The 24,612-nt window shown below is 67.1% G+C and carries 24 protein-coding genes; 23 read left to right on the top strand and 1 reads right to left on the bottom strand.

Annotated features, from left to right (window positions below):
* Positions 1 to 21: 21 nt before the first annotated feature.
* The gene (locus U0177_RS26880) at positions 22 to 1,212 is read right to left on the bottom strand and encodes a CaiB/BaiF CoA transferase family protein (RefSeq protein ID WP_409573765.1); all 1,191 of its coding nucleotides are present in this window, start codon (positions 1,210 to 1,212) and stop codon (positions 22 to 24) included.
* Between the two features lie 199 nt (positions 1,213 to 1,411).
* On the opposite strand from U0177_RS26880, the gene U0177_RS26875 reads away from it, so the two are divergent.
* From U0177_RS26875 to U0177_RS26765, 23 genes are all read left to right on the top strand, one after another.
* Complete coding sequence (locus U0177_RS26875) at positions 1,412 to 1,975, top strand: hypothetical protein (protein ID WP_409573764.1); 564 nt, start codon at positions 1,412 to 1,414, stop codon at positions 1,973 to 1,975.
* 180 nt (positions 1,976 to 2,155) lie between these two features.
* Positions 2,156 to 3,598 (top strand): FAD-binding oxidoreductase, encoded by a 1,443-nt coding sequence (locus U0177_RS26870; protein ID WP_409573763.1) that lies wholly within the window; start codon positions 2,156 to 2,158, stop codon positions 3,596 to 3,598.
* A 217-nt stretch (positions 3,599 to 3,815) separates the two neighbouring features.
* Complete coding sequence (locus tag U0177_RS26865; protein WP_409573762.1) at positions 3,816 to 4,910, top strand: (Fe-S)-binding protein; 1,095 nt, start codon at positions 3,816 to 3,818, stop codon at positions 4,908 to 4,910.
* Positions 4,911 to 4,974: 64 nt separating this feature from the next.
* A complete protein-coding gene (locus U0177_RS26860; protein WP_409573761.1) occupies positions 4,975 to 5,874 on the top strand; it encodes a sugar phosphate isomerase/epimerase family protein in 900 nt (299 codons plus the stop codon).
* 75 nt (positions 5,875 to 5,949) lie between these two features.
* A complete protein-coding gene (locus U0177_RS26855) occupies positions 5,950 to 7,185 on the top strand; it encodes a Tm-1-like ATP-binding domain-containing protein (protein WP_409573760.1) in 1,236 nt (411 codons plus the stop codon).
* Between the two features lie 91 nt (positions 7,186 to 7,276).
* Entirely contained in the window at positions 7,277 to 8,137 is an 861-nt protein-coding gene (locus tag U0177_RS26850; protein WP_409573759.1) for a creatininase family protein, read from the top strand.
* A 50-nt stretch (positions 8,138 to 8,187) separates the two neighbouring features.
* A complete protein-coding gene (locus U0177_RS26845) occupies positions 8,188 to 8,574 on the top strand; it encodes a VOC family protein (RefSeq protein ID WP_409573758.1) in 387 nt (128 codons plus the stop codon).
* A gap of 70 nt (positions 8,575 to 8,644) precedes the next feature.
* Positions 8,645 to 9,811 carry a Gfo/Idh/MocA family protein gene (locus U0177_RS26840; protein ID WP_409573757.1) on the top strand — a complete coding sequence of 389 codons (1,167 nt, stop codon included), beginning with the start codon at positions 8,645 to 8,647 and terminating at the stop codon, positions 9,809 to 9,811.
* 205 nt (positions 9,812 to 10,016) lie between these two features.
* Complete coding sequence (locus U0177_RS26835) at positions 10,017 to 11,468, top strand: extracellular solute-binding protein (RefSeq protein ID WP_409573756.1); 1,452 nt, start codon at positions 10,017 to 10,019, stop codon at positions 11,466 to 11,468.
* Positions 11,469 to 11,552: 84 nt separating this feature from the next.
* On the top strand, positions 11,553 to 12,479 hold the full coding sequence (locus tag U0177_RS26830; protein WP_409573755.1) for a carbohydrate ABC transporter permease: 927 nt from the start codon (positions 11,553 to 11,555) through the stop codon (positions 12,477 to 12,479).
* A gap of 211 nt (positions 12,480 to 12,690) precedes the next feature.
* Entirely contained in the window at positions 12,691 to 13,638 is a 948-nt protein-coding gene (locus U0177_RS26825) for a carbohydrate ABC transporter permease (RefSeq protein ID WP_409573754.1), read from the top strand.
* A gap of 161 nt (positions 13,639 to 13,799) precedes the next feature.
* On the top strand, positions 13,800 to 14,054 hold the full coding sequence (locus U0177_RS26820) for a hypothetical protein (protein ID WP_409573753.1): 255 nt from the start codon (positions 13,800 to 13,802) through the stop codon (positions 14,052 to 14,054).
* 123 nt (positions 14,055 to 14,177) lie between these two features.
* The gene (locus tag U0177_RS26815; RefSeq protein ID WP_409573752.1) at positions 14,178 to 15,263 is read left to right on the top strand and encodes an ABC transporter ATP-binding protein; all 1,086 of its coding nucleotides are present in this window, start codon (positions 14,178 to 14,180) and stop codon (positions 15,261 to 15,263) included.
* Positions 15,264 to 15,427: 164 nt separating this feature from the next.
* Entirely contained in the window at positions 15,428 to 16,495 is a 1,068-nt protein-coding gene (locus U0177_RS26810; RefSeq protein WP_409573751.1) for an ABC transporter ATP-binding protein, read from the top strand.
* A gap of 63 nt (positions 16,496 to 16,558) precedes the next feature.
* On the top strand, positions 16,559 to 17,407 hold the full coding sequence (locus tag U0177_RS26805) for a sugar phosphate isomerase/epimerase family protein (protein ID WP_409573750.1): 849 nt from the start codon (positions 16,559 to 16,561) through the stop codon (positions 17,405 to 17,407).
* Positions 17,408 to 17,534: 127 nt separating this feature from the next.
* A complete protein-coding gene (locus U0177_RS26800; protein ID WP_409573749.1) occupies positions 17,535 to 18,740 on the top strand; it encodes a Tm-1-like ATP-binding domain-containing protein in 1,206 nt (401 codons plus the stop codon).
* A gap of 186 nt (positions 18,741 to 18,926) precedes the next feature.
* Entirely contained in the window at positions 18,927 to 19,766 is an 840-nt protein-coding gene (locus U0177_RS26795; protein ID WP_409573748.1) for a phosphoenolpyruvate hydrolase family protein, read from the top strand.
* Positions 19,767 to 20,013: 247 nt separating this feature from the next.
* A complete protein-coding gene (locus U0177_RS26790; protein ID WP_409573747.1) occupies positions 20,014 to 20,430 on the top strand; it encodes a cupin domain-containing protein in 417 nt (138 codons plus the stop codon).
* Between the two features lie 128 nt (positions 20,431 to 20,558).
* On the top strand, positions 20,559 to 21,260 hold the full coding sequence (locus tag U0177_RS26785) for a GntR family transcriptional regulator (protein WP_409573746.1): 702 nt from the start codon (positions 20,559 to 20,561) through the stop codon (positions 21,258 to 21,260).
* Positions 21,261 to 21,304: 44 nt separating this feature from the next.
* Positions 21,305 to 22,306: a sugar phosphate isomerase/epimerase family protein gene (locus U0177_RS26780; protein ID WP_409573745.1), complete on the top strand. Its 1,002-nt coding sequence runs from the start codon at positions 21,305 to 21,307 to the stop codon at positions 22,304 to 22,306.
* Positions 22,307 to 22,542: 236 nt separating this feature from the next.
* The gene (locus tag U0177_RS26775; RefSeq protein WP_409573744.1) at positions 22,543 to 23,319 is read left to right on the top strand and encodes an SDR family NAD(P)-dependent oxidoreductase; all 777 of its coding nucleotides are present in this window, start codon (positions 22,543 to 22,545) and stop codon (positions 23,317 to 23,319) included.
* Positions 23,320 to 23,400: 81 nt separating this feature from the next.
* The gene (locus U0177_RS26770) at positions 23,401 to 23,877 is read left to right on the top strand and encodes a hypothetical protein (protein ID WP_409573743.1); all 477 of its coding nucleotides are present in this window, start codon (positions 23,401 to 23,403) and stop codon (positions 23,875 to 23,877) included.
* A 116-nt stretch (positions 23,878 to 23,993) separates the two neighbouring features.
* The gene (locus U0177_RS26765; RefSeq protein WP_409573742.1) at positions 23,994 to 24,488 is read left to right on the top strand and encodes a Dps family protein; all 495 of its coding nucleotides are present in this window, start codon (positions 23,994 to 23,996) and stop codon (positions 24,486 to 24,488) included.
* The last annotated feature ends 124 nt before the right edge of the window (positions 24,489 to 24,612 follow it).

Below are 24,612 nucleotides of genomic sequence, written 5' to 3'. Positions count from 1 at the left end.
CGTTTCCAAGTGTAGAATCTGCTACGCCACCACGCTGGCCTCGCGCAGCGCGACAATGGCGGCCTCGTCGTAGCCGGCCGCGCGCAGGATCTCGTCGGTGTGCTGGCCAAGCCGCGGCGGCGGCAGGCGCACCTCGGGCGGCGTGGCCGAGAGGTGATAGGGCGGCCCGACAACCTTGATCGCCCCGGCGGTCGGGTGGTCGAGCTGGCGCACAATGCCGATCGCCTCGGTCTGCGCGTCGGTGAACACGCCGTGCAGGTCGCGCACCGCGCCGCACGGCACGCCGGCATCGTCCATGCGCGACTGGATCTCGGCCACCGGGTATTGGGCGAACAGCGCGGCCAGCTCGGCGTTGAGTTCGTCGCGGTGGGCCAGGCGCTGCGGGTTGGAGGCAAAGCGCGCGTCGGCGCGCAGGTCGTCGCGGCCCATTGCCGTGCAGAAGCGCCGCCACAGGTCTTCGGTGCCGACCGCCAGGTTGAAGAAGGCGTCGGCGGCGCGGTACAGCCCGTAGGGCACGATCGTGGGGTGCAGGTTGCCGCTGGTGGCGGGCGCCTCGGCGGTGGCGAAGTAGCGCCCGGCCTGGTAGGTCATCATCGCCAGCTGGCCTTCGAGCAGCGAGGTGTCGACGCGCTGGCCGTCGCCGGTGCGCGCGCGGTGATACAGCGCCACCTGCACCGCGTAGGCCGCGAACATGCCGGCCATGATATCGGCGATCGCGATGCCGACGCGCATTGGCTCGCCGCCGATCGGCCCGGTCATGCTCATGATCCCGCCCAGGCCCTGCAAGATCTGGTCGTAGGCGGCGCGCTCGCGCTCGGGGCCAACCTGGCCGAAGCCCGAGATCGAGCAGTAGACAATGTCCGGCCGCAGCGCGCGGCAGGCCTCGTAGCTGAAGCCCAGCCGGTCGAGCGTGCCGGGCACGAAGTTTTCGAGTAGCACATCGCTCGCCGCCACCAGGCGGCGCAGCACCTCGGCGCCGCGTGCGTCGCGCAGGTTCAGCGCGATGCTGCGCTTGTTGCGGTTGACGCTCAGGAAGTAGCTGCTCTCGCCACCCTGAAACGGCGGCCCCCAGCCGCGCGCATTGTCGCCAACGCCGGGCTGCTCGACTTTCACAATCTCGGCGCCCATGTCGCCGAGCATCTGGCTGCAGAATGGGCCGGCGAGCGCGCGCGTCAGGTCGACGACGCGCAATCCGGCGAGTGGCAATGGCATAGGTCGCTCTCTAATTTCTTTTTCTTGTGCGGCGGCCGGCCAAGCCCGGGCGCGCACAAGAAAACACAGGTAATCAAACGGAGTTGGTATTATACCCAGAACGATTGGCCGCGCGAATCGTTGACAGCGGCGCGGCTGCGCGCTATAGTGCCCGGCATCAATACGCGCTCGCGTCTGCGCGGAGGCGGTGATGGGGCATATGTTCGCGCGACTCTGGCCGGCGCTGCTGGCGCTGGCCGCTGGCCTGGCGCTGGCGTGCGCCTTGCTGGCGACACTGGCCGGCTGGCTGGCCGGCGGCGACGAGCTGGGGGCCGCGCGGGAGCGTTGGGCGTCGCGCCCGCTCGCACGCTACCGCCTGGTGGTGAGCGAAGAAACCAGCGCTGGCGGCTGCCGCCAGGATGTGCGCGTGCAAAACGAGCGCATCGTCGCGGTGCTGCAGAACCAGTGCGTGCGCGTCGCCAGCTGGACGGTCTCGAACCTGTTTGCCTGGGCCGCCGGCCTCGATCGGCGCAGCACGCGCTGCTACCCGACCGACGTGACGTGCGTATGCCACGCGATCTACTCGGCCGAGGCGCGCTACGACCCGCAGCTTGGCTACCCGCGCCAGATCACCTACCAGTGGCGCCTCGAGACCAACTGGGCCTACGCCGGCCACTGGGAGCGTATGGTTCGCGCCCACGAGCTGCCGAACTGCGTTTCGGTCGCCCGCCGCGTCGGCGGCTACATCAGCGTCACCGTGCTCTCGCTCACCCCCGAGCCATAGCCGGCGCGCGGCATCGGCCAAAAAAATCGCCCAAAATCGGGTCTTGACGAGCGTGCATCCTTCTTGTATACTCTGGATACTCCATTGGATCCAGAGTCGCGTCCAAACCATCATCCTCACTTTGCACACGCCAACAGCAGGCCATGCGGCCTGAGATGAATAAGCAGCGAGGCTTATTTCGTGTTGCACCCATTTCAGCGTGAAGCTGCCTATAGCGAGCTTGCAGACGCGCTTGGCGCCGAGTATGTCTCGACGCGGCCGAGCGACCGGCTCATCTATACCGGCGATTGGTCGTGGATGTCGCAGGTGTGGCTCGACCGCGGCCAGCAGCCGCCTATGCCCGATTTCGTGGTGCACCCCGGCTCGGCCGACGAGATCGGCCAGGTGCTGCGCGTAGCGGCGCGGCACGGCCTGCCGGTGGTGCCCTGGGGCGGCGGCTCGGGCTCGCAGGGCGGCGCGGCGCCACTGTACGGCGGCATCGTGCTCGACACCAAGCGCCTGAACCAGATCGTCGCGATCGACGAGCAGTCGCTCACGGTGCAGGCGCAGGCCGGCGTGATTGGCACGACGCTTGAGTGGGCGCTGAACGAGCGCGGGCTGACGCTGCCGCACTACCCCTCTTCGGCCAACTGCGCCACGGTGGGCGGCTACCTTGCCGCGCGCGGCTCGGGCGTGATCTCGACGAAATACGGCAAAGCCGAAGACATGGTGCTGTCGATCGAGCTGGTGCTGCCTAACGGCACGGTGATGCGCACGCTGCCGGTGCCGAACCACGCGAGCGGGCCTGGGTTGCTGCAGCTGTTCGTCGGCTCGGAGGGCACGCTTGGCGTGATCACCGAGGCGACCATGCGGATCGAGCGGCTGCCCGAGGCGCGGCTGCTGCGCGCGGTGCTGTTCCGCGATCTCGCGGCGGCGCTCGAGGCTGGCCGGCGGATCATGACCAGCCGGCTCCAGCCGTGTGTGCTGCGCCTGTACGACCCAGCCTCGACCGGATCGATGCTCAAGCGCGTGCTCGGGCTCGATCTGCAGGGCGCGTGCTTTATTCTCGGCTTCGACGGCTGGGCCGAGATCGCAGCGGCGCAGGAGGCGCGCGCGCTGGCGATCTGCGCCGATCTGGCCGGCCAGGACCTGGGCCGCGAGCCGGGCGAGCACTGGTGGCATCATCGCTACGATTTCTACTACCCGCCGCTGGCGATCGCGATGCCCAAGATGTTCGGCACGCTCGAGACAGTGTGCACCTTCGACAAGATCGAGCCGCTATACCGGGCCAAGAAGCGCGTGATCGAGCAGGACTTCGCCGCCTGGGGTGCGCGCTATATCGCGCACTTCTCGCACTGGTTCCCCTGGGGCGTGATGATCTACGACCGCTTCATGATCGACGAGCCGCCGGCCGACCCGAGCGAGGCGCTGCGGCTGCATAACCGGGTGTGGACGCAGGCGGCGCGCACGTCGCTCGAGTGCGGCGCGGTGCTGAACGAGCACCACGGCATTGGCTGGAAGCTCGGCCGGCTGATGCCCGAGCTGCTGGGCGCGTCGTGGCCGGTGCTCGAGGGCATCAAGCGGACGATCGACCCGCAGAATATTATGAATCCGGGCAAGCTTGGCTTCCCGGCGGCGCGCTAAACCCCGCCATATGATACGCTGTTCGCTTGATCACGTATCGATTGTGTTGCACGATGTAGCTTCGCCACGTCGTGCAACACAAAAAGAAATTTGGGGCGGCGAAGCCGCCCCAAGCCCCCGCCAACGTGTAAGTCATCAAGCGAATTTGGTAAGTGCCCGATTGCAGGAGCCGGACAAGGCAACTGCGTAAGTCCCAAGAGCTTCTGACACAAACAGAATGAATGTAATCGACACAACCGAAGGCTGCCGCTACTGCCTGATGTGCCGGCATATCTGCCCGGTGACGCGCGTGACGTTTAACGAGGCGACATCGCCGCACGGCTGGGCCTTGGCGATCGCTTCGGTGCGGCGCGGCCTGCTCGACTGGGACGCCGAGACGGCCAACCTGCTGTACCAGTGCGCCGACTGCGGCGCTTGCCAGGCGTTCTGCGTCACTGGCCAGCCGCTGCCGCAGGCGATTGTGGCGGCGCGCGCGCAGGTGGCAGCGGCTGGCGGCGCCCCCGCAGCCGTGGCCGATGTCGCGGCGGCACTGACACGCTGGGGCAACCCGTACGGCCCGGCCGACGCGCCGACGCCGCGCGCGAACCCGACCATGCTGCTGGCCGGCGCCGTGGCGTGGCACCGCGAGCGCGCCCAGCTCGACGCGGCCCAGGCGCTGCTCGAGCACGCCGGCGTGGCCCATGGGCTGCTGGCGGCCGGCCGCGATACCGGCTACCTGGCCTATACGCTCGGCCTGCACGATCTCGCCGCTAGCCTGGCGCGCGCCACGGCCGACGAGATCGGCCAGAGCGGCTGCCGCAGCGTGCTGGTGCTCGAGCCCGAGCAGGCATGGCTGCTGCGCGAGATCTACCCGGCGCTGGGCGCGCCGCTGCCCGACACTGTCGAGGTGATCGAGCTTGTGGACACGCTGGCGCGCCTGCTGGCCGAGGGCCAGCTGCGGCTGCAGCCGCTGGCTGGCGCGCACGAGCTGGCCTACCACGACCCATGCCACACGCCGCGCCGCCCCGACCGCGCCGACGCGCCACGCCGGCTGCTGGCGGCGCTGCTCGGCGGCGCGCCGGCCGAGGGCTTCTGGCGTGCCAAGCGCGCGGCCTCGTGCGGCGCCAGCGGCGGCCTGCCGTGGACCCAGCCGGCGCTGGCCGGCGCGCTGGCGCGTGCCGCGATCGCCGATGCGCTCGGCGGCGCGAGGCGCACGCTGGTGTGCGACGCGCCTGGCTGCCTGGCGCACCTGCGCGCCAACGCCGGCGAGCAGACTGCCGTGAAGGGACTGTACGAGCTCCTGGCGGAGCACGCTCTGAGTGGCGAGCGCTAAAGCCCGCACGAATACCCCGGGAACAAGGCAACCCGCAACACTTCTAAGCGAGGAGGAAGCAACGATGCAGGTCTCCATGCACAACTGGATGCGCGCCGAGCCGGTCGAGACGACCATACGCCGCCTGGCAAAGTATGGCTACGACAGTATCGAGATCAGCTACGATAGCGTCGAGTTATCGCCCGGCGCGCCAGGCACCAAAGCAGTACGCCAGATGCTCAAGGACAACGGGATCGGCTGCTATGGCTCGATCAGCCTGATGTTCACCGGCCGCGACCTGATCCACGCCGACCCGGCCGTGCGCGCTAGCTCGGTCGAGTACCTGAAAAGCTGCATCACCATGGTCAAGGAGCTTGAGGGCAAGGTGATGAGCATTGTGCCCTCCGAGGTCGGCAAGGTCAAGGCCATGGCGTCGCCCGAGCAAGAGTGGCAGTGGGCGATCGAGGGCTTGAAAGAGGTGCACGCCCACGCCACCAAAGAGGGCATTCGCGTGGCGCTCGAGCCGCTTAACCGCTTCGAGACCAACTTCCTCAACCGCCACGACCAGGCGCTGCTGCTGGCCGAGCACGTCGCGCCCGACGTGGGCGTGTGCCTGGACGTGTACCACATGAACCAGGAAGACGCGAACATGTTCAAGGCGATTGAGAACGCCGGCGCCAAGCTGTACGACCTGCACGTGGCCGACAACAATCGCATGGCCTGCGGCCAGGGCGCGCTCGATTGGGAGCGCCTGCTCAGCACCTGCAAGAAGATCGGCTACGAGGGCTCGCTGACCGTCGAGTTCGTGCCGCCGATCGACCGTACCCCCGCCAACCCGTACAAGAACGCGCTGGCCGCCGCCGACGCGACGCTCACCGCCGACCAGCTGAAGTTCATCGAAGACCACGGCTCGGGCGTGCTCTCGGAGGAATTCTACTCGTGGCTGGTCGAGGAAAGCATCAAGACGCTGCGCAAGCACATGTAAATGTTGAGCTTTAAGGTTTGAGCTTTGAGCTGCCAGGCTCAGAGCCCAAAGCTCAAAGCTCAAAGCTCAAAACGCATGAAGACGGTTCTACTGATCGGCACACTCGACACCAAGGGCCACGAGATCGCCTACCTGCGCGAGCGGCTGCGGGCGCTGGGCTATGGCGCGCTGGTGCTCGACTCGGGCATCCTCGGCGAGCCGCTGGGCTGCGTGCCCGACATCTCGCGCGCCGAGGTGGCCCGCGCCGCAGGCTACGATATCGACGCGCTGCGCACGATCGGCACGCGCGGCGCGGCGGTCGAGCGCATGATCAAAGGTGTCGAGAAGCTGGCGCTCGAGCTCTTCGCCGACGAGCGCTGCCACGGCCTGATCTGCCTGGGCGGCGCCGAGGGCGCGGTGCTGGGCGCGTCGGCGGCCAAGGCGCTGCCGATCGGCGTGCCGAAGATCATCGTCTCGCCGATCGCCTCGGGCGTGCGCAAGTTCGGCCCGCTGATCGGGCGGCGCGACGTGATGGTGGTGCACTCGCTGATCGACATCCTGGGCATCAACCCGATCAGCCGCACCGTGTTCGACAATGTCGTGGCGGCCATGGCCGGGATGCTCGCGAACGGCCATACGCTGGCGCAGGAGCCCGAGCTTGCCGCCGGCGATGCGCGGCCGTACGTGGCCGCCACCATGCTCGGCAACACCACGCGCGGCATGATGGTGGCGAAGGACTACCTGGCCGCGCGCGGCTACGAGACGGTGATCTTTCACTCGAATGGCGTCGGCGGGCCGATCATGGAAGAGCTGCTTGAGCAGGGTCTGTTCAGCGGGGTGATCGACTACACGCTGAACGAGCTCTCCGAGCCAATGCTCAACGGTTTCCAGTCGGCGCCCGAGCGGCTCGAGAAGGCCGGCGCGCTGGGGCTGCCGCAGGTGGTTGTGACGGGCTGCGTCGACTTCGCATGCCACGGCCCGCGCAACGCCGTGCCCGAAGCGCTGCGCGACCGGCCGGCGTACTACCACAACCCCGAGTTCACGCTTATTCGCCTGAGCCGCGACGAGCAGGCCCAGGTCGGCGCGACGATCGCGCGCAAGCTCAACGCGGCGCGCGGCCCCGTCGAGCTGTTCATCCCGCTGGGCGGCGTGTCGATCCCAGACGTGCCCGGCGGCGCATTCTACGACCCCGAGGCGAGCCTGGCGTTTCGCGAGGCGCTGCTGGGCGCGCTGCGGCCGGGCATCCCGGTGCACCTGATCGACGCGCACATCAACGACCCGCCCTTCGCCACCGCAGTGGCCGATGCGTTTCTTGGCCTGTTGGCGCGATGAACCGAGGCATACGAGCCAGGGATACCGCGGAATACCAGCGGAAGACGCTCGCATCCGTGCCTTGTGGCTCACCAGTATGGAGAGAAAAGGAATGGCCGAACAACAACTCTCGCACTGCCTGGCCGACTTGGCCTACCCGGATATTCAGGCGTACCTGCAGCGCAGCGACCTGATCCTCGTGCCCATGGCGAGCCTCGAGCAGCACGGCCCGCACCTGCCGCTGAGCACCGATACCGTCACCGCCTACGAGGTGAGCAAGCGCGCCGCCGAGCAGGCCGACGTGCTCTACACGCCGACAATCTGGACGGGCTACTCGCCGCAGCACATGCGCGGCCCCGGCCAGGGCATGGGCACGATCACCATCCGCGCCGAGACGCTGCTGAACCTGCTGTACGACGTGGCGCGCAGCTTGATCCACCACGGCTTCAACAAGCTGATCTTTGTGAACGGCCACGGCTCGAATGTCAAGGTGATCGACCCGGTGCTGCGCAAGATTCGCTACAACACCGGCGCGCTGGTGGCCTTCTACAAGCCTTACGCCGAGCGCTACATGGGCCTGGTGAAAGACCTGATGGAGAACCCGCCCGACGAGACGCCCGGCTGGCACTCGAGCGAGCTGGAGACGTCGCAGATGCTTGCGCATAACGCCGAGCTGGTGCGCATGGAGCGTGCCGCCCGCACCGAGACGCACATCCCACAGTGGCTGCCCAGCGCCTTCAACAAGGCCGACGGCGCGCCCGACGTGCAGTTCCGCGGCTACCAGTACTTCCAGTTCCCGATGGACCACGACGAGTTTACCGACACCGGCGTGATCGGCAACCCGATGCGCGCCAGCGCCGAGAAGGGCGAAGAAGCGTTCCGCCGCTACGCCGCACACCTCGTCGACGCGATCGCCGAGCTGCAAAAGGTCGATGTGCACGTGCATACCCGCGAGTTCCGCGACCGGGTGTAGGGGAAGAGCGTCACGCTGATGCGCGCCCTCAGGGCGCCAAAGGAAAAGGCATGAAACGCCCACGCATCCAGCACGTCAGCATCCCGCGGCCGCCCGGCGAAGACAGCGCCGCCCAGGCCGTGGCGTTCTACGGCGGCCTGCTGGGGCTGCGGCCGAAGCCGGTGCCGGCGACGATCACGTACCTCGATCTGGTGTGGTTCGACGTGGGCGGCGATACCGAGCTGCACGTGTTCAGCGAAGAAGCGCTGGGCGACCGCTCGGGCCGCCACTTCTGCCTTGAGGTTGAGGATGTGGCGGCGGTGCGCGCAAAGCTGACCGCGGCTGGCTACCAGCCATGGGACCCCGACGCGATCAACAACCGGCCGCGCTTTTTCTGCCGCGACCCGTTCGGCAATATTGTTGAGTTCACCACCATCCTGGGAAGCTATGAGCTTTGAGTGCCGAGTTTTGAGTTAGTATAGCGACTCATAGCTCAGAACTCGAACTCAGCACTTCAAGGAGGATTGTATGGCAGGCACGATTGGTGTTGGTCTGGTTGGCTACAAGTTCATGGGCAAGGCCCACTCGAATGCCTACCGCCAGGTGGCTCACTTCTTCCCCGATGTGGCGCTGCGCCCCGAGATGAAGGCGATCTGCGGGCGCGACGAGGCCGGCGTGCGCGCTGCCGCCGAGCAGTTTGGCTGGCAGGGCTACGAGACCGACTGGCGCGCGCTGGTGGCGCGCGACGACATCGGCCTTGTCGATGTGTCGACGCCGGGCGATAGCCACGCGCCGATCGCGATCGCCGCCGCCGGCAACGGCAAGCACGTGTTCTGCGAGAAGCCGCTGGCCAATACGCTGGCCGAGGCGCGCCAGATGCTGGCGGCGGTGCGGCAGAACAAGGTCGTCGGCATGGTCAACTTCAACTACCGGCGCGTGCCGGCGGTGCAGCTGGCCAAGCGGCTGATCGACGAGGGCCGGATCGGCCAGATCTACCACTGGCGCGCGGTCTACCTGCAAGACTGGATCATGGACCCGAACTTCCCGCTGGTGTGGCGGCTGCAGAAAGATACCGCCGGCGCCGGCACGCTGGGCGACCTGGGCGCGCACGTGATCGACCTGGCGCGCATGCTGGTGGGCGAGATCAGCCACGTGAGCGGTATGCTCACCACCTTCATCAAGCAGCGCCCGGTGCTGGCAGGCACGACCGGCGGCCTGGGCGCGGCCGGCGGCCAGGAGCTGGGCGAGGTGACGGTGGACGACGCGGCGCTGTTCCTGACGCAGTTCGCGAATGGCGCGGTCGGCAGCTTCGAGGTGACGCGCTTCGCCAAGGGGCGCGCCAACTACAACAGCTTCGAGATCAACGGCAGCAAGGGCAGCATTCAGTTCAACCTCGAGCGCATGAACGAGCTGAACGTGCTGTTCGACGACGACACGGCCGATGTGAAGGGCTACCGCAATGTGCTGGTGACCGACGGCGGCGCGCACCCATATATGAGCGCGTGGTGGCCGGCCGGGCATATCATCGGCTGGGAGCATACGTTCACCCACGGCGTCTACGACCTGATGAACGGCATCGCCGCCGGGCAGTCGCCTGCGGCGACGTTTGAGGACGGCATGCGCTGCCAGGCGATCCTCGACGCGGTCGAGCGCTCGGCCGGCAGCGGCGCGTGGGTCGAGCCCGAGTACGAGTGATCGACGGTTTGTGGTCGCCGCTCGCGCGCGGCGACCGCAAACCAGCTATCGATAGCATCGCCTGGCCGAAAGCGTGTTTCGGCCAGGTGTACGGCCACAGCGCCTGCGCTGCAACTGAAAGGAGGAAGCCACACACCGCGCCACTACAAGTCCGACCACACGACGATTGATGATCGGTACTTCACCAGAACAAAGGAGTTCAGTCATGTCTGACTCAAAGCTTGATCGGCGCAGATTCCTTCGGATTGCGGCTTTTTCTGGCATTGGCGCGGTGCTGGCGGCTTGCGGCGGCGAAGCCGCGCCTTCGGCGCCAGCGGGTGGCGCAGCGCCTACCGCAGCCTCCGGCGGCGCCGCTGCGGCGCCCACGGCGGCCTCCAGCGGCGCGGCAAGCGGCGGCGCAGCGGGCGGTAGCGTGAAAGAGCTCACCATTCTGTGGGCGCAGTGGGATCCCTCGAACTACCTCCAGCAGCTCGTGAAAGACTACCAGGGCGTCGCGGGGATCGACGTGAAGGTCGTGCAGGAGCCGTGGGGCACCTTCGGCGACCGCTTCTTCACCGAGATGGCCGCCAAGGGCACCGCCTGGGACATGGTGGTGGGCGACAGCCAGTGGCTCGGCCAGGCCTCGACCAACGGCAACTACATCGAGATCACCGACATCTTCAACACCGACCTGAACGGCAAAGCCCTGGCGCCGGCGACGGTTACGGCCTACGCCGAGTACCCCAAGGGCACCGGCAAGTACTGGGCCTACCCGCTCGAGGGCGACGCCGACGGCTGGGCCTACCGCAAAGACCTGTTCGAGGACCCCAAGGAGATGGAGGCCTACAAGGCCAAGTACAATCGCGACCTCAAAGTGCCCGAGACGTGGGCCGAGCTGCGCGATATCGCCGAGTTCTTCACCCGGCCCGACAAAAACCTGTACGGCCTGGGCATCTACACCCAGAAGGACTACGACGCCATCACCATGGGCTACGAGAACGTGCTGTTCAGCTGGGGCGCCGACTGGGGCACGCCCGACTACAAGGTGCAGGGCGTGCTGAACTCGAAAGAGGCGGTCGAGGCGCTTGATTTCTACAAGAGCCTGTACAAGTTCGTGCCCCCCGGCAGCAGCAACGACTTCTTCCAGGAAGTCAACAATAAGTTCACGGCCGGCCAGATCGTGATGGCGATGAACTACTTCGCGTTCTTCCCCGCGCTGGCGAACAAATCGAGCAACCCGTTTGCCGACAAGACCGGCTACTTCTCGAACCCGAAGGGCCCCTCCGGCAAGAGCTTCGCCGCGCTTGGCGGCCAGGGCATCAGCCTGATCAGCTACATCAACGACGACCGCAAGAAGGCCGCGACCGAGTTCTTGAAGTGGCTCGCCAAGGACGATACCCAGAAGAAGTGGGCTCAGCTCGGCGGCTATACCTGCAACAACGCGGTGCTGAACTCCGACGAGTTCAAGAAGGCCACGCCCTACAACGCGGCTTTCGCCGAGACGATGCAGAAGGTCAAGGATTTCTGGGCCGTGCCGGTGTACTCCGAGATGCTGCAGGTGTCGCAGACCAACCTGCATAACTTCGTCGTGGCCGACCAGGGCACCGCCCAGGAGGCGCTCGACGACATGGCCAAGAAGCACGAGGATACCCTCAAGAAGGCCGGGCTGCTGAAATAAGAGTTGGGTGCTGAGTGTTGAGTTTTGAGTGGATCACCATCGCTCGAAACTCAACACTCAACATTCCAAACTGAGAACTTCGCTATGTATGGTGCCAAAGACATCGAGAGCCGCACCGGGCGGGCGCGGCAGCCGGCCGCCTTGAGCGACGCGGCCCTGAAGCGGCTGTTTCTCTGGCCGACTCTGGGGTTGCTGATCGCGTTCAACCTGTTTCCGCTGCTCTACAGCTTGTACCTCAGCTTCACCGATTACTCGGCGATCTCGAGCCGTGCGCCGCAGTGGATCGGCTTGCAGAACTACCGCGATATTCTCAACGATGGGCAGCTGTGGATCTACTTCCGCAATACCGGCAAGTACGTCGTGCTGTCGGTGGCGTTCGAGACGCTGGTGGGCTTCGGGATGGCCCTGCTGCTGCGGCGCAAGTTCTTTGGCAGCGGCATCATCACGACGCTCATCCTCATCCCGATGATGTGCTCGCCGGTGGTGGTCGGCCTGTTCTGGAAGATGATGTACAACCCTGGGTACGGTATCTTTAACTACCTGCTCGGTTTCCCGGCCGGCCGTGGCCCGGATTGGCTGTCGTCGCCAAAGCTGGCGCTGTGGGCGGTGGTGATCGTCGATGTGTGGATGTGGGCGCCCTATGTGATGCTGCTGTGCCTCGCAGGGCTCAGCGCTATCCCCGATTACCTGTACGAGGCCGCCGAGATCGACCGGGCCGGACCGCTGTATACCTTCTGGCGCATTACGCTGCCGCAGGTGGCGCCGCTGCTGCTGATCGCGGTGCTGTTCCGCACGATCGAGGCGTTTAAAACCTTCGACCTGGTGATGGGCCTCACCGGCGGCGGCCCCGGCGATACCACCGAGCTGGTGGCGGTTGATCTGTACCGCCTGGCGTTCCTTGGCCAGTTCAACACCGGGAAATCCAGCGCACTGGCGTATATCGTGCTGGTGATCATCACCGGCGTGAGCAATATCTACGTGCGCTACCTGAACAAGCTGAAGGAAGGCTGAGCGCGCGTGCGGCCGTGGCGCGGTCGATCCTCTGCCGCAGCCGGTCGCCAGCGCTATCTTCCTGGTTCATGACGCGCGCTTCGGTGGTACGCAGCAGGATCTTCCGTGGGCACGGGCGCGCTCGCGTGGTGCGCAGCAGGATCTTCCGTGGGCACGCGGCGCGCTCGCGTGGTGCGCAGTATGATCTTCACGATCACGAACAGGGTAAGCCATGCCAAAAGTTGAAAACGTCCAGCGCGTGCGTGCGATCACCGGCCTGCGCGCCGCCGCAGCGATTGTGGTATGCATTATTTTCCTGATCCCCATCCTGTGGATGCTGCTGACGGCGTTTAAGCCGCAGCAGGATGTGATCAAAGTGCCGCCTAAGGTGCTGTTCACGCCGAGCCTGCAGGGCTTTGTGAACCTGTTCTTCCAGCGCCTGTCGCTGCCGCAGTCGCAGATGGCGCAGTACGAAGGGCGCAGCGACCTAAACTGGTGGGATCAGGTGGCGCTGGCGCAGGGCCAGATTACGATCGGCCCGAGCCAGTACACCGGGCGGCTGCTCAACTCGGTGATTATCGCCACTGGCTCGACGCTGGCGGCGGTGGCGCTGGGCACGCTGGCGGCCTACGCCTTTAGCCGCTTCCGCATTCGCGGCCAGGCCGACCTGCTGTTCTTCATCCTGAGCACGCGCATGCTGCCGGCGGTGGTGGTGACGATCCCGATCTTCCTGATGTACCGCCGGCTGGGCCTGAGCGATACACACCTTGGCCTGATCCTGCTCTACACCGTGTTCAACCTGTCGCTGTCGGTGTGGCTGATCAAAGGGTTCATGGACGAGATCCCGCGCGAGTACGAGGAGGCCGCGCTTGTCGACGGCTACAGCCGCTGGCAGGCGTTTGTGAAGATCGTGCTGCCGCAGGCGATCAGCGGCATCGCGGCCACGACGGTGTTCTGCCTGATCTTCGCGTGGAATGAGTACGCCTTTGCGCTCATGCTCACCAGCGACCGCGCCCGCACCGCGCCGCCCAGCATCCCCTCGCAGCTTGGCACCGGCGGCGTCGAGTGGTCGGCGATTGCGTTTGGCTCGCTGCTGTTCCTGATCCCGGTGGTGATCGTGGTGTTTGCGCTGCGCAACTACCTGCTGCGCGGCATTACCTTCGGCGCGATCCGCCAGTAGCGCGGCGCGGGCCGAAGCACGCCGGCGCTGCGCCGTTCACCCGGCGCGTATGTTCGGCACTCCGCCCGGAACACGCCCGCACCCTGATGCGCAGGCCTCGGGCAGCCGCAGGCAAGCCGCGAAGCGTTGCAATGGCGCGAGATGCAAAAAGGAACCAACCCATGGAGCACAACCCGGTGACAACTCCGCAGGCCGGCGAGCCGCTGGCGCTGCTCGATACGCCCGACGAGCGCGCCGAGCTGCCGGTGAGCCGGCCATCGTCGCGCCGCTACCTCGAGCCGGCCGCGATCGGGGTTATGGCGCTGGGCTTCGTCATGATGTTCCAGCCGTTCGCCAAGCCGCTGTTCACCTACAGCTTCATCGTCATCCTGCTCGGCACGCTGATGTTCATTGTCGTGAGCCACCTGCCCGAGTAGCCGGCGGAAGCAGGGCAGCCGCCACGGGCCACGCCCGCGCGGCGCCGCCACGGTGCAACGGAACTATGGCCTGGTCAGCGCAATGCTAGCCTATGTGCAGGGGTAGCCCTGGAAGGCATACCAATGGCAACCATCCAGCTTCAACAGGTTGAAAAGAGATTTGGCGAGTTCCACGCGGTGCAGCCGATGGACCTGACGATCGGCGACGGCGAGTTCGTCGCGCTGCTTGGCCCCTCGGGCTGCGGCAAAACCACCACGCTGCGCATGATCGCCGGCCTCGAGACGGTGAGCAGCGGCCGGATCTTGCTCGATAATCGCAACGTGACCAACCTGCGCGGCCGCGAGCGCGATATCGCGTTCGTGTTCCAGCTGTTCGCGCTCTACCCGCACATGACTGTGCGCCAGAACGTGGCCTTCCCGCTGCAGACCCAGCGCGAGCCAAAAGACGCGATCGAGCGGCGCGTCGACGAAGTGATCAAGATGCTCGAGATCGGCCACCTGCAGTACCTGCGCCCCGGCTCGCTCAGCGGTGGCGACCGCCAGCGCGTCGCGCTGGCGCGCGCGCTGGTGCGCCGCCCGGCCGCGTTCCTGATGGACGAGCCGCTCGGCGCGCTCGACGCGGAGTTCCGCGAGGTGATGCGCGTCGAGATCAAGCGCCTGCACCTGGCCACACGCGCCACTACCGTGTATGTGACGCACGACCAGGTGGAGGCTATGGCGATGGGCGACCGGATCGTGGTGATGTCGAACGCGGTGGTGCAGCAGATCGGCACGCCACAGCAGGTGTACTACGACCCTTCAAACCTGTTCGTGGCGCGCTTCATCGGCAGCCCTGGCATGAACTTGCTGCCCGGCGTGTATGGCGACGGCGTCGTGACGCTCGGCGGCGGCAACCACTACCCGGTGCCTGCGCCATGGCGCGCGGCGATCGAGCGGGCCGCGCCGGCCGACGGCCGGGTGGTGGTGGGCTTCCGACCCGAGTCGGCGCTGCTGCGCGCCGACGGCCCACTCGCCGCCGAAGTCTACGCCGACGACCTGCACGGCGCCTATACCATGCTACACCTGGCGCTCAACGCGGCCGACACGATCGTGCACGCCCGCGCCGCCCGCGAGCTGAGCTACCCGATCGGTACGGCGCTACACTTCGATATCGCGCCCGACCAGGTGCGGTTCTTCGACGCGACGACCGAGCGGGCGATTGCATTGTGAGTCTGTAAAGGCGCTCGGGCATCTTGTGCGCTGTTTCCGCGCTTCGCGCGGAAACAGCGCACACAGCGAAACAAAGAACCGCTCTGCTGGAGGCAGATTGCGCCAGCTGCGTCGCTTGAGCGCTCGCTCAACACTCAAAAGTCAAAACGAGAACCGGAGGCTCTGTGGCGGATGTAACCCTGCAATCGATCACCAAGCGCTTTGGCAAGATCACCGCGCTCGACGACGTGTCGTTTAGCATTCACGACGGCGAGTTCTTCGTGCTGCTGGGGCCGAGCGGCGCCGGCAAAACCACCACACTGCGCGTGATCGCCGGGCTCGAGCACCAGGACGCCGGCACTGTCACCTTCGACGGCACCAGCGCCGAAAGCCTCACCACGCCCGAGCGCGATGTCGCGTTTGTGTTTCAGCAGTACTCGCTCTACCCGACGATGTCGGTGTACGACAACCTGGCCTTCCCGCTGCGCGCGCCGGGGCGGCGCATAGCCGAAGACGAGATCAAGCGGCGCGTGGGCGAGGCGGCCGAGAAGCTGCGCATCAACCACCTGCTCGAGCGCAAGACCGCACGGCTCTCGGGCGGCGAGATGCAGCGCGTGTCGATCGGCCGCGCGATCGTGCGCGACCCGCGGATCTTCCTGATGGACGAGCCGCTCTCGAACCTCGATTTCAAGCTGCGCGAGGCGCTGCGCGTCGAGCTGAAGCACCTGCAGAAGACGCGCGCCAGCACGACGCTGTTCGTCACCCACGATCAGATCGAGGCGCTGACCATGGCCGACCGCATCGGCGTGCTGGATCACGGGCGGGTGGTGCAGATCGGCACGCCGTACGACATCTACGACCGCCCGGCCACCACGTTTGTCGCCCAGCTCGTCGGCTCGCCACGCATCAACCTGCTCGGCGCCGCGCGCGCCGAGGGCAGCGTACGCGTGCCCGACAGCCCGATCGCGTTCTCGCTGAATGGGCTGAGCGGCGCGCTGCCGCGCGAGTTTACGCTGGGCGTGCGCCCCGAAGATGTGCAGCCGCAGCCCGACGGGCCGTTCGCCGGCACGGTCGCGCTGATCGAGCCGCTGGGCGTCGAGACGCTGGTGTACATCAAGGCCGGCGCGCAGACGCTGGTCAGCACGGTGCCGGGGATGTCGCGCCTGCAGATTGGCAACGAGGTACGCTTCGGCATCGCCCGCGAGCGGCTGCACTATTTTGGCGTAGATGGCGTGCGCGTCGGCGCGCGGTAGAAAGCCGAGAAGCATCACCACGCGCACGGCTGCCGCCCGCCAACAAGCACCCTGGGAGGCTGTATGCACTATGGCGTGAATACATGGGTGTGGGTTTCACCGCTCGGCGACGCCGACGTAGCGGCGCTGGTGCCGAAGGTGGCCGAGATCGGCTTCGACTGGATCGAGCTGCCGATCGAAAGCCCCGGCGATTTCGACTACGCCCGCGCCGGCGCGATCGTGCGCGACGCCGGGCTGAAGGTGAGCGTGGGCGCGGCTATGGCGCCCGACCGCGACCTGATCCACCCCGACGAGAGCATCCGCGCCAATGGCATGGCGTACGTGCGCCACTGCATCGACGCGGCCCACACGATCGGCGCGACCAACCTGATCGGCCCGATCTACACCGCAGTCGGGCGGGTGTGGCAAGCGACCCCCGACGAGCGCGAGCGCGACCTTGAGCTGCTCACGGCGAAGCTGCGCGACCTGGCCGAGTACGCGGCCGATCGCGGCGTCGTGCTGTGCATCGAGCCGCTGAACCGCTTCGAGACCAGCCTGATCAACCTGGCGGCGCAGGGCGTCGAGCTGATCGACCGGGTCGACCGGCCGGGCTGCCGCCTGATGCTCGACACATTCCATATGAACATCGAGGAGCAGTCGCTCGGCGACGCCATCCGGCTCGCCGGCAAGCGCGTGCAGCACGTGCACGCCTGCGAGAACGATCGCGGCACGCCGGGCTCGGGCCACGTGCCCTGGAACGACGTGGCGGCCGGGCTGCGCGACATTGGCTACGATGGCCCGGTGGTGATCGAATCGTTCACCAGCAAGGTCAAGAGCATCGCGCGCGCGGCGGCGATCTGGCGGCCGCTGGCCGCCAGCCAGGATGCGCTGGCGCGCGACGGGCTGGCCTTCCTGCGCGGCCTGCTGGCCTGAGCGCTTTCCTCACAAGCATCGTCTCGCTCGCAACCTTGCTGGTTGGGCCGTGGCTGGCTGCCGCCGTAGCCGGCAGCAACGAGAAAAAGAAAGCTGACATCGGGTTCGAGCATTGCGAGGAGAACCGATGACCAAGCCGATCGCCATCATCGGTGCGCTCGACACAAAGGGCGCCGAGTTCGCATACCTGCGCGAGCGCATCCAATCCTACGGCGCGCCGACGCTGACCATCGACATTGGCGTGGTTGGCGCGCCGCCGTTCGCTCCCGACATCGCCAGCGCCGCAGTGGCCCAGGCCGCCGGCACTAGCCTCGGCGAGCTGCGCGCCGCGAACGACCGCGGCGCGGCCATGGCCGCGATGGGCCGCGGCGCCGCCGCGCTGCTGCGCCAGCTCTACGACGAAGGCGCGATCGGCGCGGCGATCGGCATGGGTGGCAGCGGCGGCGCCTCGGTGATCGCCGAGGCCATGCGCGCGCTGCCGCTGGCCGCGCCCAAGCTGCTGGTATTCACGCTGGCCGCCGGCGATATGAAGCCCTACCTCGGCAGCCGCAATATCACCGTGATGCCCTCGATCGTCGACGTGGCCGGGCTCAACCGCGTGAGCCGCCAGATCTTCAGCCACGCCGCCGGCGCGATCGTCGGGATGGCCCGCGCCGAGACGCCCGAGATCGCCGACCGGCCGATCGTCGCCGCCAGCATGTTCGGCAACACCACCCCCTGCGTCGATCGCGCGCGCGCCACGCTCGAGGCCGCCGGCTACGAGGTGATGGTATTCCACGCGACCGGCACCGGCGGCGCCACGATGGAGAGCCTGATCGGCGACGGGTTCGTGCGCGGCGTATGCGACATCACCACAACCGAGTGGGCCGACGAGCTGGCCGGCGGGATCTTGAGCGCCGGCCCAACCCGCCTCGACGCCGCCGCGCAGGCCGGCGTGCCGCAGGTGGTAGCGCCGGGCTGCCTCGACATGGTGAACTTCGGCCCGCGTGAGAGCGTGCCGGCGCGCTACGAAGGCCGCCAGCTATACGCCTGGAACCCGACCGTCACGCTCATGCGCACCACCGCCGACGAGAACGCGCAGCTGGGCCGGATCTTCGCGGCCAAGCTCAACGCGGCGCGCGGCCCCGTGCGCGTGCTCATCCCGCTGCGCGGCTTCTCGATGCTCGACAGCCCCGGCGACCGCTTTTGGGATCCCGCGGCCGACGCAGCATTCGTGCGCGAGCTGGGCGCCGCGCTACGCCCCGACATCCCAGTGGAGCAGCTCGACGCAAATATCAACGATCCGCGCTTCGCCGACCGCGCCACCGAGCTGCTGCTGGCGATGCTCGGCTGAGCGCTGCGCGAGGGTGGAGGGCCTGCGGCCCTTCAAGAATGCTGTTTTTCCGGCTCGGCCGAGGCCGCCGCTCTGGCAGGGCCAGAAGACAATGCTTCGCGCGGGCGGCAAAGCCACCCCCGCACCCCCACCGAGCTGCCAAGCTCGGCAAGAAGCTTGGCTGCAGCGAAAGAAAACGAGGCACCTATGCCATTTATTCCAAGAGACCAGGCGCTCGCGCAGCTGCACGCCCAGATCGCCCAGCGCCGGCCGATCATCGGCGCGGGCGCGGGCACCGGCATTTCGGCAAAATTCGCCGAGCGCGGCGGGGTCGACCTGATTATCATCTACAACTCCGGGCGCTACCGCATGGCCGGGCGCGGCAGCCTGGCCGGCCTGATGCCCTACGGCGACGCAAACGCGATTGTCGTCGATATGGCGCGCGAGGTGCTGCCGGTGGTGAAGCACACCGCAGTGCTGGCCGGCGTGTGCGGCACCGATCCGTTCAGGCTGATGCGGCCATTCCTGCGCCAGCTGAAGGAGCTTGGCTTCGACGGCGTGCAAAACTTCCCAACCGTCGGCCTGTTCGACGGCAGCATCCGCGTAGGCCTCGAAGAGACCGGCATGGGCTACGGGCTTGAGGTCGACATGATCGGCGAGGCCCACCGCCAGGACATGTTGACCTGCCCGTATGTGTTCGACGCCGACACGGCGCGCGCCATGGCCGAGGCCGGCGCCGACGTGCTCGTGCCGCATATGGGCCTGACCACCAGCGGCAGCATTGGCGCCTACACCGCGCTCACGCTCGCCGAGGCCGCCGCGCGCGTGCAGGCCATGCGCGACGCAGCCGTCGCGGTGCGGCCCGACATCATCGTGCTGTGCCACGGCGGCCCGATCGCCACGCCGGCCGACGCGCAGTATATCTTTGATCATACCGAGGGCATTGCCGGCTTCTTCGGGGCCTCGAGCATTGAGCGCCTGGCAGTCGAGCCGGCGATCGAGGGCCAGACGCGCGAGTTCAAGGCGCTGGCGCCGCGCGCCGCCTGAGCGCGGGCCTGGGTTCGCGGCGCGGCGCCTGCACTGCCGGCTTTTCGCGCCAGCCTGGGCCAGAGCTGCCGGGCAGCGCGACGGAAAACAAAACCGCTTAACAGGCCAGAAGGCTCAGGAGCCGCCGGAAAAGCAGCGGCGCGCCACGTGCCTCGCGATCGGCCACGCGGCCGGCCGCCGGGCGGGGCGGCGCGCTTGCACACAGCCTTTTCGCGCATGCCTCTGAGCCGGCAGAAAGGCAAATCCAATGCAGCAATCCGGATCGGGCTGGGTTGTGTACGGCGACGACGTCGAGTCGGTCACGTTCGATTGGGGTGTCGTCAAGATCCTGAGCGAGCCGGCCGTCACAAACGCCGAGCGCTTCAGCTTCGGCATGGTCGTGCTGGCGCCGGGCAAAGGCCACGAGCGCCACAACCATCCCGGCGCAGAGGAAATCATCTATGTCATGTCGGGCGAGGGCGAGCAGATGATCGACGACCAGCCGCCGATCCACGTGCATGCTGGCGCGAGCATCTACATCCCGGCCGACGTCTACCACTCGACGCTGAACACCGGCTGGGAGCCGCTGCGTCTGCTGATTGTCTACTCGCCGGCCGGCCCCGAGCGCCTGCTGCGCGATATTCCCGGCTGCCGTGTTCTGCCGCCGGGACAGCCACCGATATGATCGGACGCACACGGCGGGGCGCGGCGGCGGTGTAACCGCCCGAGCGCCCCTGGCTGCCGCCCGGCGGCCCGCGATACCTCCCACGCGGAGGCGAGCCGCGTACGTCCCTGTATGTGAGTAGTGTAGCCATGGAAACACTGACCAACGGCCAACCGCGCGACGACGACGCATCACTCACCGAGCGGGCGTACAAGGCGATCTCGAGCGCAATCGCGCGCCTCGAGCTAAAGCCGGGCGAATCGCTTACGCAGGATCGCCTTGCCAAGTGGCTGTCGATCAGCCGCACGCCGGTGCGCGAGGCGCTGCGCCGGCTCGAGCAGGATGGGATCATCCAGACCGCGCCGGGGCGCGGCCTGATCGTCTCGGAGCTGACGATCAAAGACGCCGAGGATCTGCTCGAGATGCTGGCGCTGCTCGATACGCGCGCCGCATGGCTGGCCGCGCAGCGCCGCACCCCCGAGCAGGCCGAGCGCCTGCTGGCAATCGCGCAGGATCTGCGCGTCGCGGCGAATGGCTACGATATCGAGGCATGGGATCGCATCGACCAGCCGTTTCACGAGACGCTGCTCGACGCCTCGGGCAACCAGTTTTTGCGCCGCGCGATCGAAGATGTGCGCCGCCGGCTGCAGCGGATCACCTACCACCTCGCGCGCCAGCCCGAGCACCTCGACTCGGGCACCGACGAGCACGTCGACCTGGCGCGCGCGATCTATGCCGGCGACGCCGAGGCTGCAGCCGAGATCCAGCGCCACCACCTCGACACCATGCGCACCATGGCGCTGAAGCTGATACGGACGCATATTGTCCCGGTGCGCGGCGAGCGCTTCTGACCTTGGGGGCGAGGCCCCTCGAAACCACCGAGGAGGTACCAACAATGGCACGACCAGTGACGCTGTTCACCGGCCAATGGGCCGATCTGCCGCTTGAGGAGCTGGCCAAGAAGGCCAAGGGGTTCGGCTACGATGGGCTCGAGCTGGCCTGCTGGGGCGACCACTTCGAGGTCGATAAGGCGCTTGAGGACGACGGCTACCTGCGCCGCAAGCGCGAGCTGCTCGAGCGCAACGGCCTGCAGTGCCACGCGATCAGCACCCACCTGGTGGGCCAGTGCGTGGCCGACCGGTTCATCGACGACCGCCACAAGGGCATCTTGCCGGCGTATGTCTGGGGCGACGGCGACCCCGAGGGCGTGCGCCAGCGCGCCGCCGACGAGGTAGCGCGCACCGCGCACGCCGCCAAGGCGTTTGGCGTGTCGCAGGTCAACGGCTTCTCGGGGTCGCCGATCTGGCACCTGCTCTACTCGTTCCCGCCGAACAACCCCGACACGATCGAGGCCGGCTACCGCGAGTTCGCCGAGCGCTGGAACCCGATCATGGACGCGTTCGACGAAGCCGGCGTGCGCTTCGGCCTCGAGGTGCACCCCACCGAGATCGCCTACGACATCCCGACGACCGAGAAGGCGCTCGACGCGATCGGCCGGCGGCCAGCCTTCGGCATCAACTTCGACCCGAGCCACCTGCACCACCAGTTCGTCGACCCGGTGCTGTTTCTCGAGACGTTTGCCGATCGGATCTACCATGTGCACGTGAAGGAGAGCCGCCGCAACCTGAACGGCCGCAACGGCATCCTTGGCTCGCACCTGAACTTCGGCGACCCGCGCCGCGGCTGGGATTTCGTCTCGCCCGGCCACGGCGGGATCGAGTGGGGGCCGATCTTCCGCACGCTCACGCGCATCGGCTACAGCGGCCCGCTGTCGGTCGAGTGGGAAGACAGCGGCATGGACCGCGAGTTCGGCGCCGCCGAGGCTTGCGCGCTGGTGAAGAGGCACGACTTCCCGCCCAGCCAGGTGGCATTCGACGCGGCGTTTCAGAAGAAGTAAGGCCCGCGACGCGCGTGCCGAGCGCGCGGGGCGGCAGGCCGCACCCGCCACCCTCCCGCTTTTTGCGCCCCGCCTGCTGTGTGAAGCGCAGCAGGCGGGGCGGTGTACAGAAAACCGCTGATCGCTTGGATTATGTTGGGGGTTCGGGGGCGGGCGCGCCCCCGAAGCCTTTTTTCTTGTAGCGGCGCCCGGCTTCGCCGGGCGCCGCACAAGTAATCAAACGGAGTTGGTATGATATGACAGATCTCACAGGAAAAGTCGCAATCGTCACCGGCGCAAGCCGCGAGATCGGCGCGGCAATGGCCGCAGCGCTGGCCGCCGCCGGCGCCGCTGTGCTGGTGGCCCACTACGGCGAGCCGGCGCTAGCCGAAGACGTCGCGGCGCGCATCCGCGCGGCCGGCGGGCGCGCGCTGGCCTACGACTCCGACCTCGCGAGCGTGGCGGCGAACCAGGCCATGGTCGCGCGCGCGGTCGAAGCGTTCGGCCGCGTCGATATTCTGGCCGCCAACGCCGGCCTGACGATCTTCCGCCCGTTTCTCGAAACCGACGAGGCGACCTGGGATACCCTGTTCAACCTGAACCTGAAAGGCTCGTTCTTTGCCGCGCAGGCCGCCGCGCGCCAGATGATCGCCCAGGGCGCGGCCGGCGGCTACGGCGGGCGGATCATCTTCTCGTCGTCGGTGACGGGGGTGCAGGCGGTGCCGGGGCTCGCGGCCTACGGCATCAGCAAGGCCGGGCTGCGCCACATGGCCCGCACGCTCGGCCCCGAGCTCGGCCGCCACGGCATCACCGCCAACGCGCTGGTGATCGGCGCAACCGTGAACGCGCGCAACCTGGCCGACGACCCGGCCTACGCCGAGCACTGGGCCAGCGTCATCCCCACGGGCCGCGCCATCCAGCCAACCGACCTGGCCGAGGCGCTGGTGTTCCTGGCCTCGCCCGCCGCCGCAATGATCAACGGGCAGGCGCTGGTAATCGACGGCGGCTGGTCGGCGCTCGGCCCAATGCCCTGATGCGTCAATTTGTCCCTTGTTTGAAACTAGGTAGGAGTATAACAGGGGCATCAACCATCACGAGGCACAAGGAGGAATGCCATGTCCGATTGGACCAAGCAAGCCGAAGAGGTGATGAAAACCTGGACGAAGGCGCAGCAAGATCTGTGGGACACCTGGCGTCGGTCAATGCCGATCGCCGGCGCGAGCCAGGCCGAAGAAGGCTGGAATAAAGCCGTGGGCTTCTGGAAGGAGGCCGTCGATCGCTCGCTGAGCGCGCAGATGGAGTGGGCCAAGCTGTGGGCCGACAGCATCAAGGCGCAGAAGAGCATGCCGAAAGAGATGAGCGCGTGGACGGATCAGCTGCTGGCGACGATGCAGACCTGGAATGAGTCGCAGGCCAAGTTCTGGGAAGGCGTGCTGAGCTCAATGCAGCACATGACCCCCGATGCTCTGCGGCAGCGCCTCGACGAAGGCGCGCAGGCGGCCTTCACCAACTGGCAGGATGCAGTGCAGAAGGCGATGCAGGCGCAGCAGGATCTGAGCTCGTTCTGGACAAAGGGCGGCAAGAAGGGCTGACGCGCGGCACACATGTTGCTCCTTCGCCGTAGGGCGATGACACCGAATGAGCTGTAGCGGCGGCCCACATGGCTGGCGCTACAGCTCATCTCGATCAGTGAAAAGTGAGGAGCACCATGAAATCGGCCTTTGTCACCGAGCAGATGAAAATCGGCCTCTCCAACCAGCAGCGCGATGGCGTCGCCGAGATCCTGAACCGCACGCTCTCCGACCTACACGTCTTGTATGTCAAGACGCGCAACTACCACTGGAATGTGGTAGGGCCGGAGTTCCGCGATTTCCACAAGCTGCTGGAAGAGCAGTACGAGCTGCTGGGCGAGGCGATCGACCAGGTGGCCGAGCGTACCCGCCAGCTTGGCGCGCCGGCGCTGGGCACCATGGACGAGTACCTCAAGTGCGCGACGCTGAAGGAGCAGCCCGGCGATCACCCCGACGCCATGACCATGATCGCGAACCTGCGCGACGACCACGAGGCGGTGATCCGGCAGCTGCGCAAAGACGCCGACGCCTGCGACGAGCAGTTTCACGACATGGGCACTAACGATTTCTTGATCGCCCTGATGCAGCAGCACGAGAAGTTCGCCTGGATGCTGCGCGCGATCCTCGAGTAGCCTTCCGGCCCTGCGCACACCGCCCGCGAGCCCTGCGGGCGCTGCCACCTCGAATGCCTTGCTGTTCGCTTGATCACGTATAGATTGTGCTGCACTACGTGGCGAAGCCACGTAGTGCAGCACA

The sequence above is a fragment of the Kouleothrix sp. genome (assembly GCF_046328425.1).
Taxonomy (GTDB): domain Bacteria; phylum Chloroflexota; class Chloroflexia; order Chloroflexales; family Roseiflexaceae; genus Kouleothrix.
The sequence above is the reverse complement of the archived record's forward strand: the minus strand, read 5'-3'. Positions and strand labels throughout refer to the sequence as shown.

What these genes read in the sequence shown, in the direction of transcription:
- U0177_RS26880 (WP_409573765.1), bottom strand. Translation starts at nt 1,212, where the DNA reads ATGCCATTGCCACTCGCCGGATTGCGCGTCGTCGACCTGACGCGCGCG.
- U0177_RS26875 (WP_409573764.1), top strand. Translation starts at nt 1,412, where the DNA reads ATGTTCGCGCGACTCTGGCCGGCGCTGCTGGCGCTGGCCGCTGGCCTG.
- U0177_RS26865 (WP_409573762.1), top strand. Translation starts at nt 3,816, where the DNA reads ATGAATGTAATCGACACAACCGAAGGCTGCCGCTACTGCCTGATGTGC.
- U0177_RS26860 (WP_409573761.1), top strand. Translation starts at nt 4,975, where the DNA reads ATGCAGGTCTCCATGCACAACTGGATGCGCGCCGAGCCGGTCGAGACG.
- U0177_RS26855 (WP_409573760.1), top strand. Translation starts at nt 5,950, where the DNA reads ATGAAGACGGTTCTACTGATCGGCACACTCGACACCAAGGGCCACGAG.
- U0177_RS26850 (WP_409573759.1), top strand. Translation starts at nt 7,277, where the DNA reads ATGGCCGAACAACAACTCTCGCACTGCCTGGCCGACTTGGCCTACCCG.
- U0177_RS26845 (WP_409573758.1), top strand. Translation starts at nt 8,188, where the DNA reads ATGAAACGCCCACGCATCCAGCACGTCAGCATCCCGCGGCCGCCCGGC.
- U0177_RS26840 (WP_409573757.1), top strand. Translation starts at nt 8,645, where the DNA reads ATGGCAGGCACGATTGGTGTTGGTCTGGTTGGCTACAAGTTCATGGGC.
- U0177_RS26835 (WP_409573756.1), top strand. Translation starts at nt 10,017, where the DNA reads ATGTCTGACTCAAAGCTTGATCGGCGCAGATTCCTTCGGATTGCGGCT.
- U0177_RS26830 (WP_409573755.1), top strand. Translation starts at nt 11,553, where the DNA reads ATGTATGGTGCCAAAGACATCGAGAGCCGCACCGGGCGGGCGCGGCAG.
- U0177_RS26825 (WP_409573754.1), top strand. Translation starts at nt 12,691, where the DNA reads ATGCCAAAAGTTGAAAACGTCCAGCGCGTGCGTGCGATCACCGGCCTG.
- U0177_RS26820 (WP_409573753.1), top strand. Translation starts at nt 13,800, where the DNA reads ATGGAGCACAACCCGGTGACAACTCCGCAGGCCGGCGAGCCGCTGGCG.
- U0177_RS26815 (WP_409573752.1), top strand. Translation starts at nt 14,178, where the DNA reads ATGGCAACCATCCAGCTTCAACAGGTTGAAAAGAGATTTGGCGAGTTC.
- U0177_RS26805 (WP_409573750.1), top strand. Translation starts at nt 16,559, where the DNA reads ATGCACTATGGCGTGAATACATGGGTGTGGGTTTCACCGCTCGGCGAC.
- U0177_RS26800 (WP_409573749.1), top strand. Translation starts at nt 17,535, where the DNA reads ATGACCAAGCCGATCGCCATCATCGGTGCGCTCGACACAAAGGGCGCC.
- U0177_RS26795 (WP_409573748.1), top strand. Translation starts at nt 18,927, where the DNA reads ATGCCATTTATTCCAAGAGACCAGGCGCTCGCGCAGCTGCACGCCCAG.
- U0177_RS26790 (WP_409573747.1), top strand. Translation starts at nt 20,014, where the DNA reads ATGCAGCAATCCGGATCGGGCTGGGTTGTGTACGGCGACGACGTCGAG.
- U0177_RS26785 (WP_409573746.1), top strand. Translation starts at nt 20,559, where the DNA reads ATGGAAACACTGACCAACGGCCAACCGCGCGACGACGACGCATCACTC.
- U0177_RS26780 (WP_409573745.1), top strand. Translation starts at nt 21,305, where the DNA reads ATGGCACGACCAGTGACGCTGTTCACCGGCCAATGGGCCGATCTGCCG.
- U0177_RS26775 (WP_409573744.1), top strand. Translation starts at nt 22,543, where the DNA reads ATGACAGATCTCACAGGAAAAGTCGCAATCGTCACCGGCGCAAGCCGC.
- U0177_RS26770 (WP_409573743.1), top strand. Translation starts at nt 23,401, where the DNA reads ATGTCCGATTGGACCAAGCAAGCCGAAGAGGTGATGAAAACCTGGACG.
- U0177_RS26765 (WP_409573742.1), top strand. Translation starts at nt 23,994, where the DNA reads ATGAAATCGGCCTTTGTCACCGAGCAGATGAAAATCGGCCTCTCCAAC.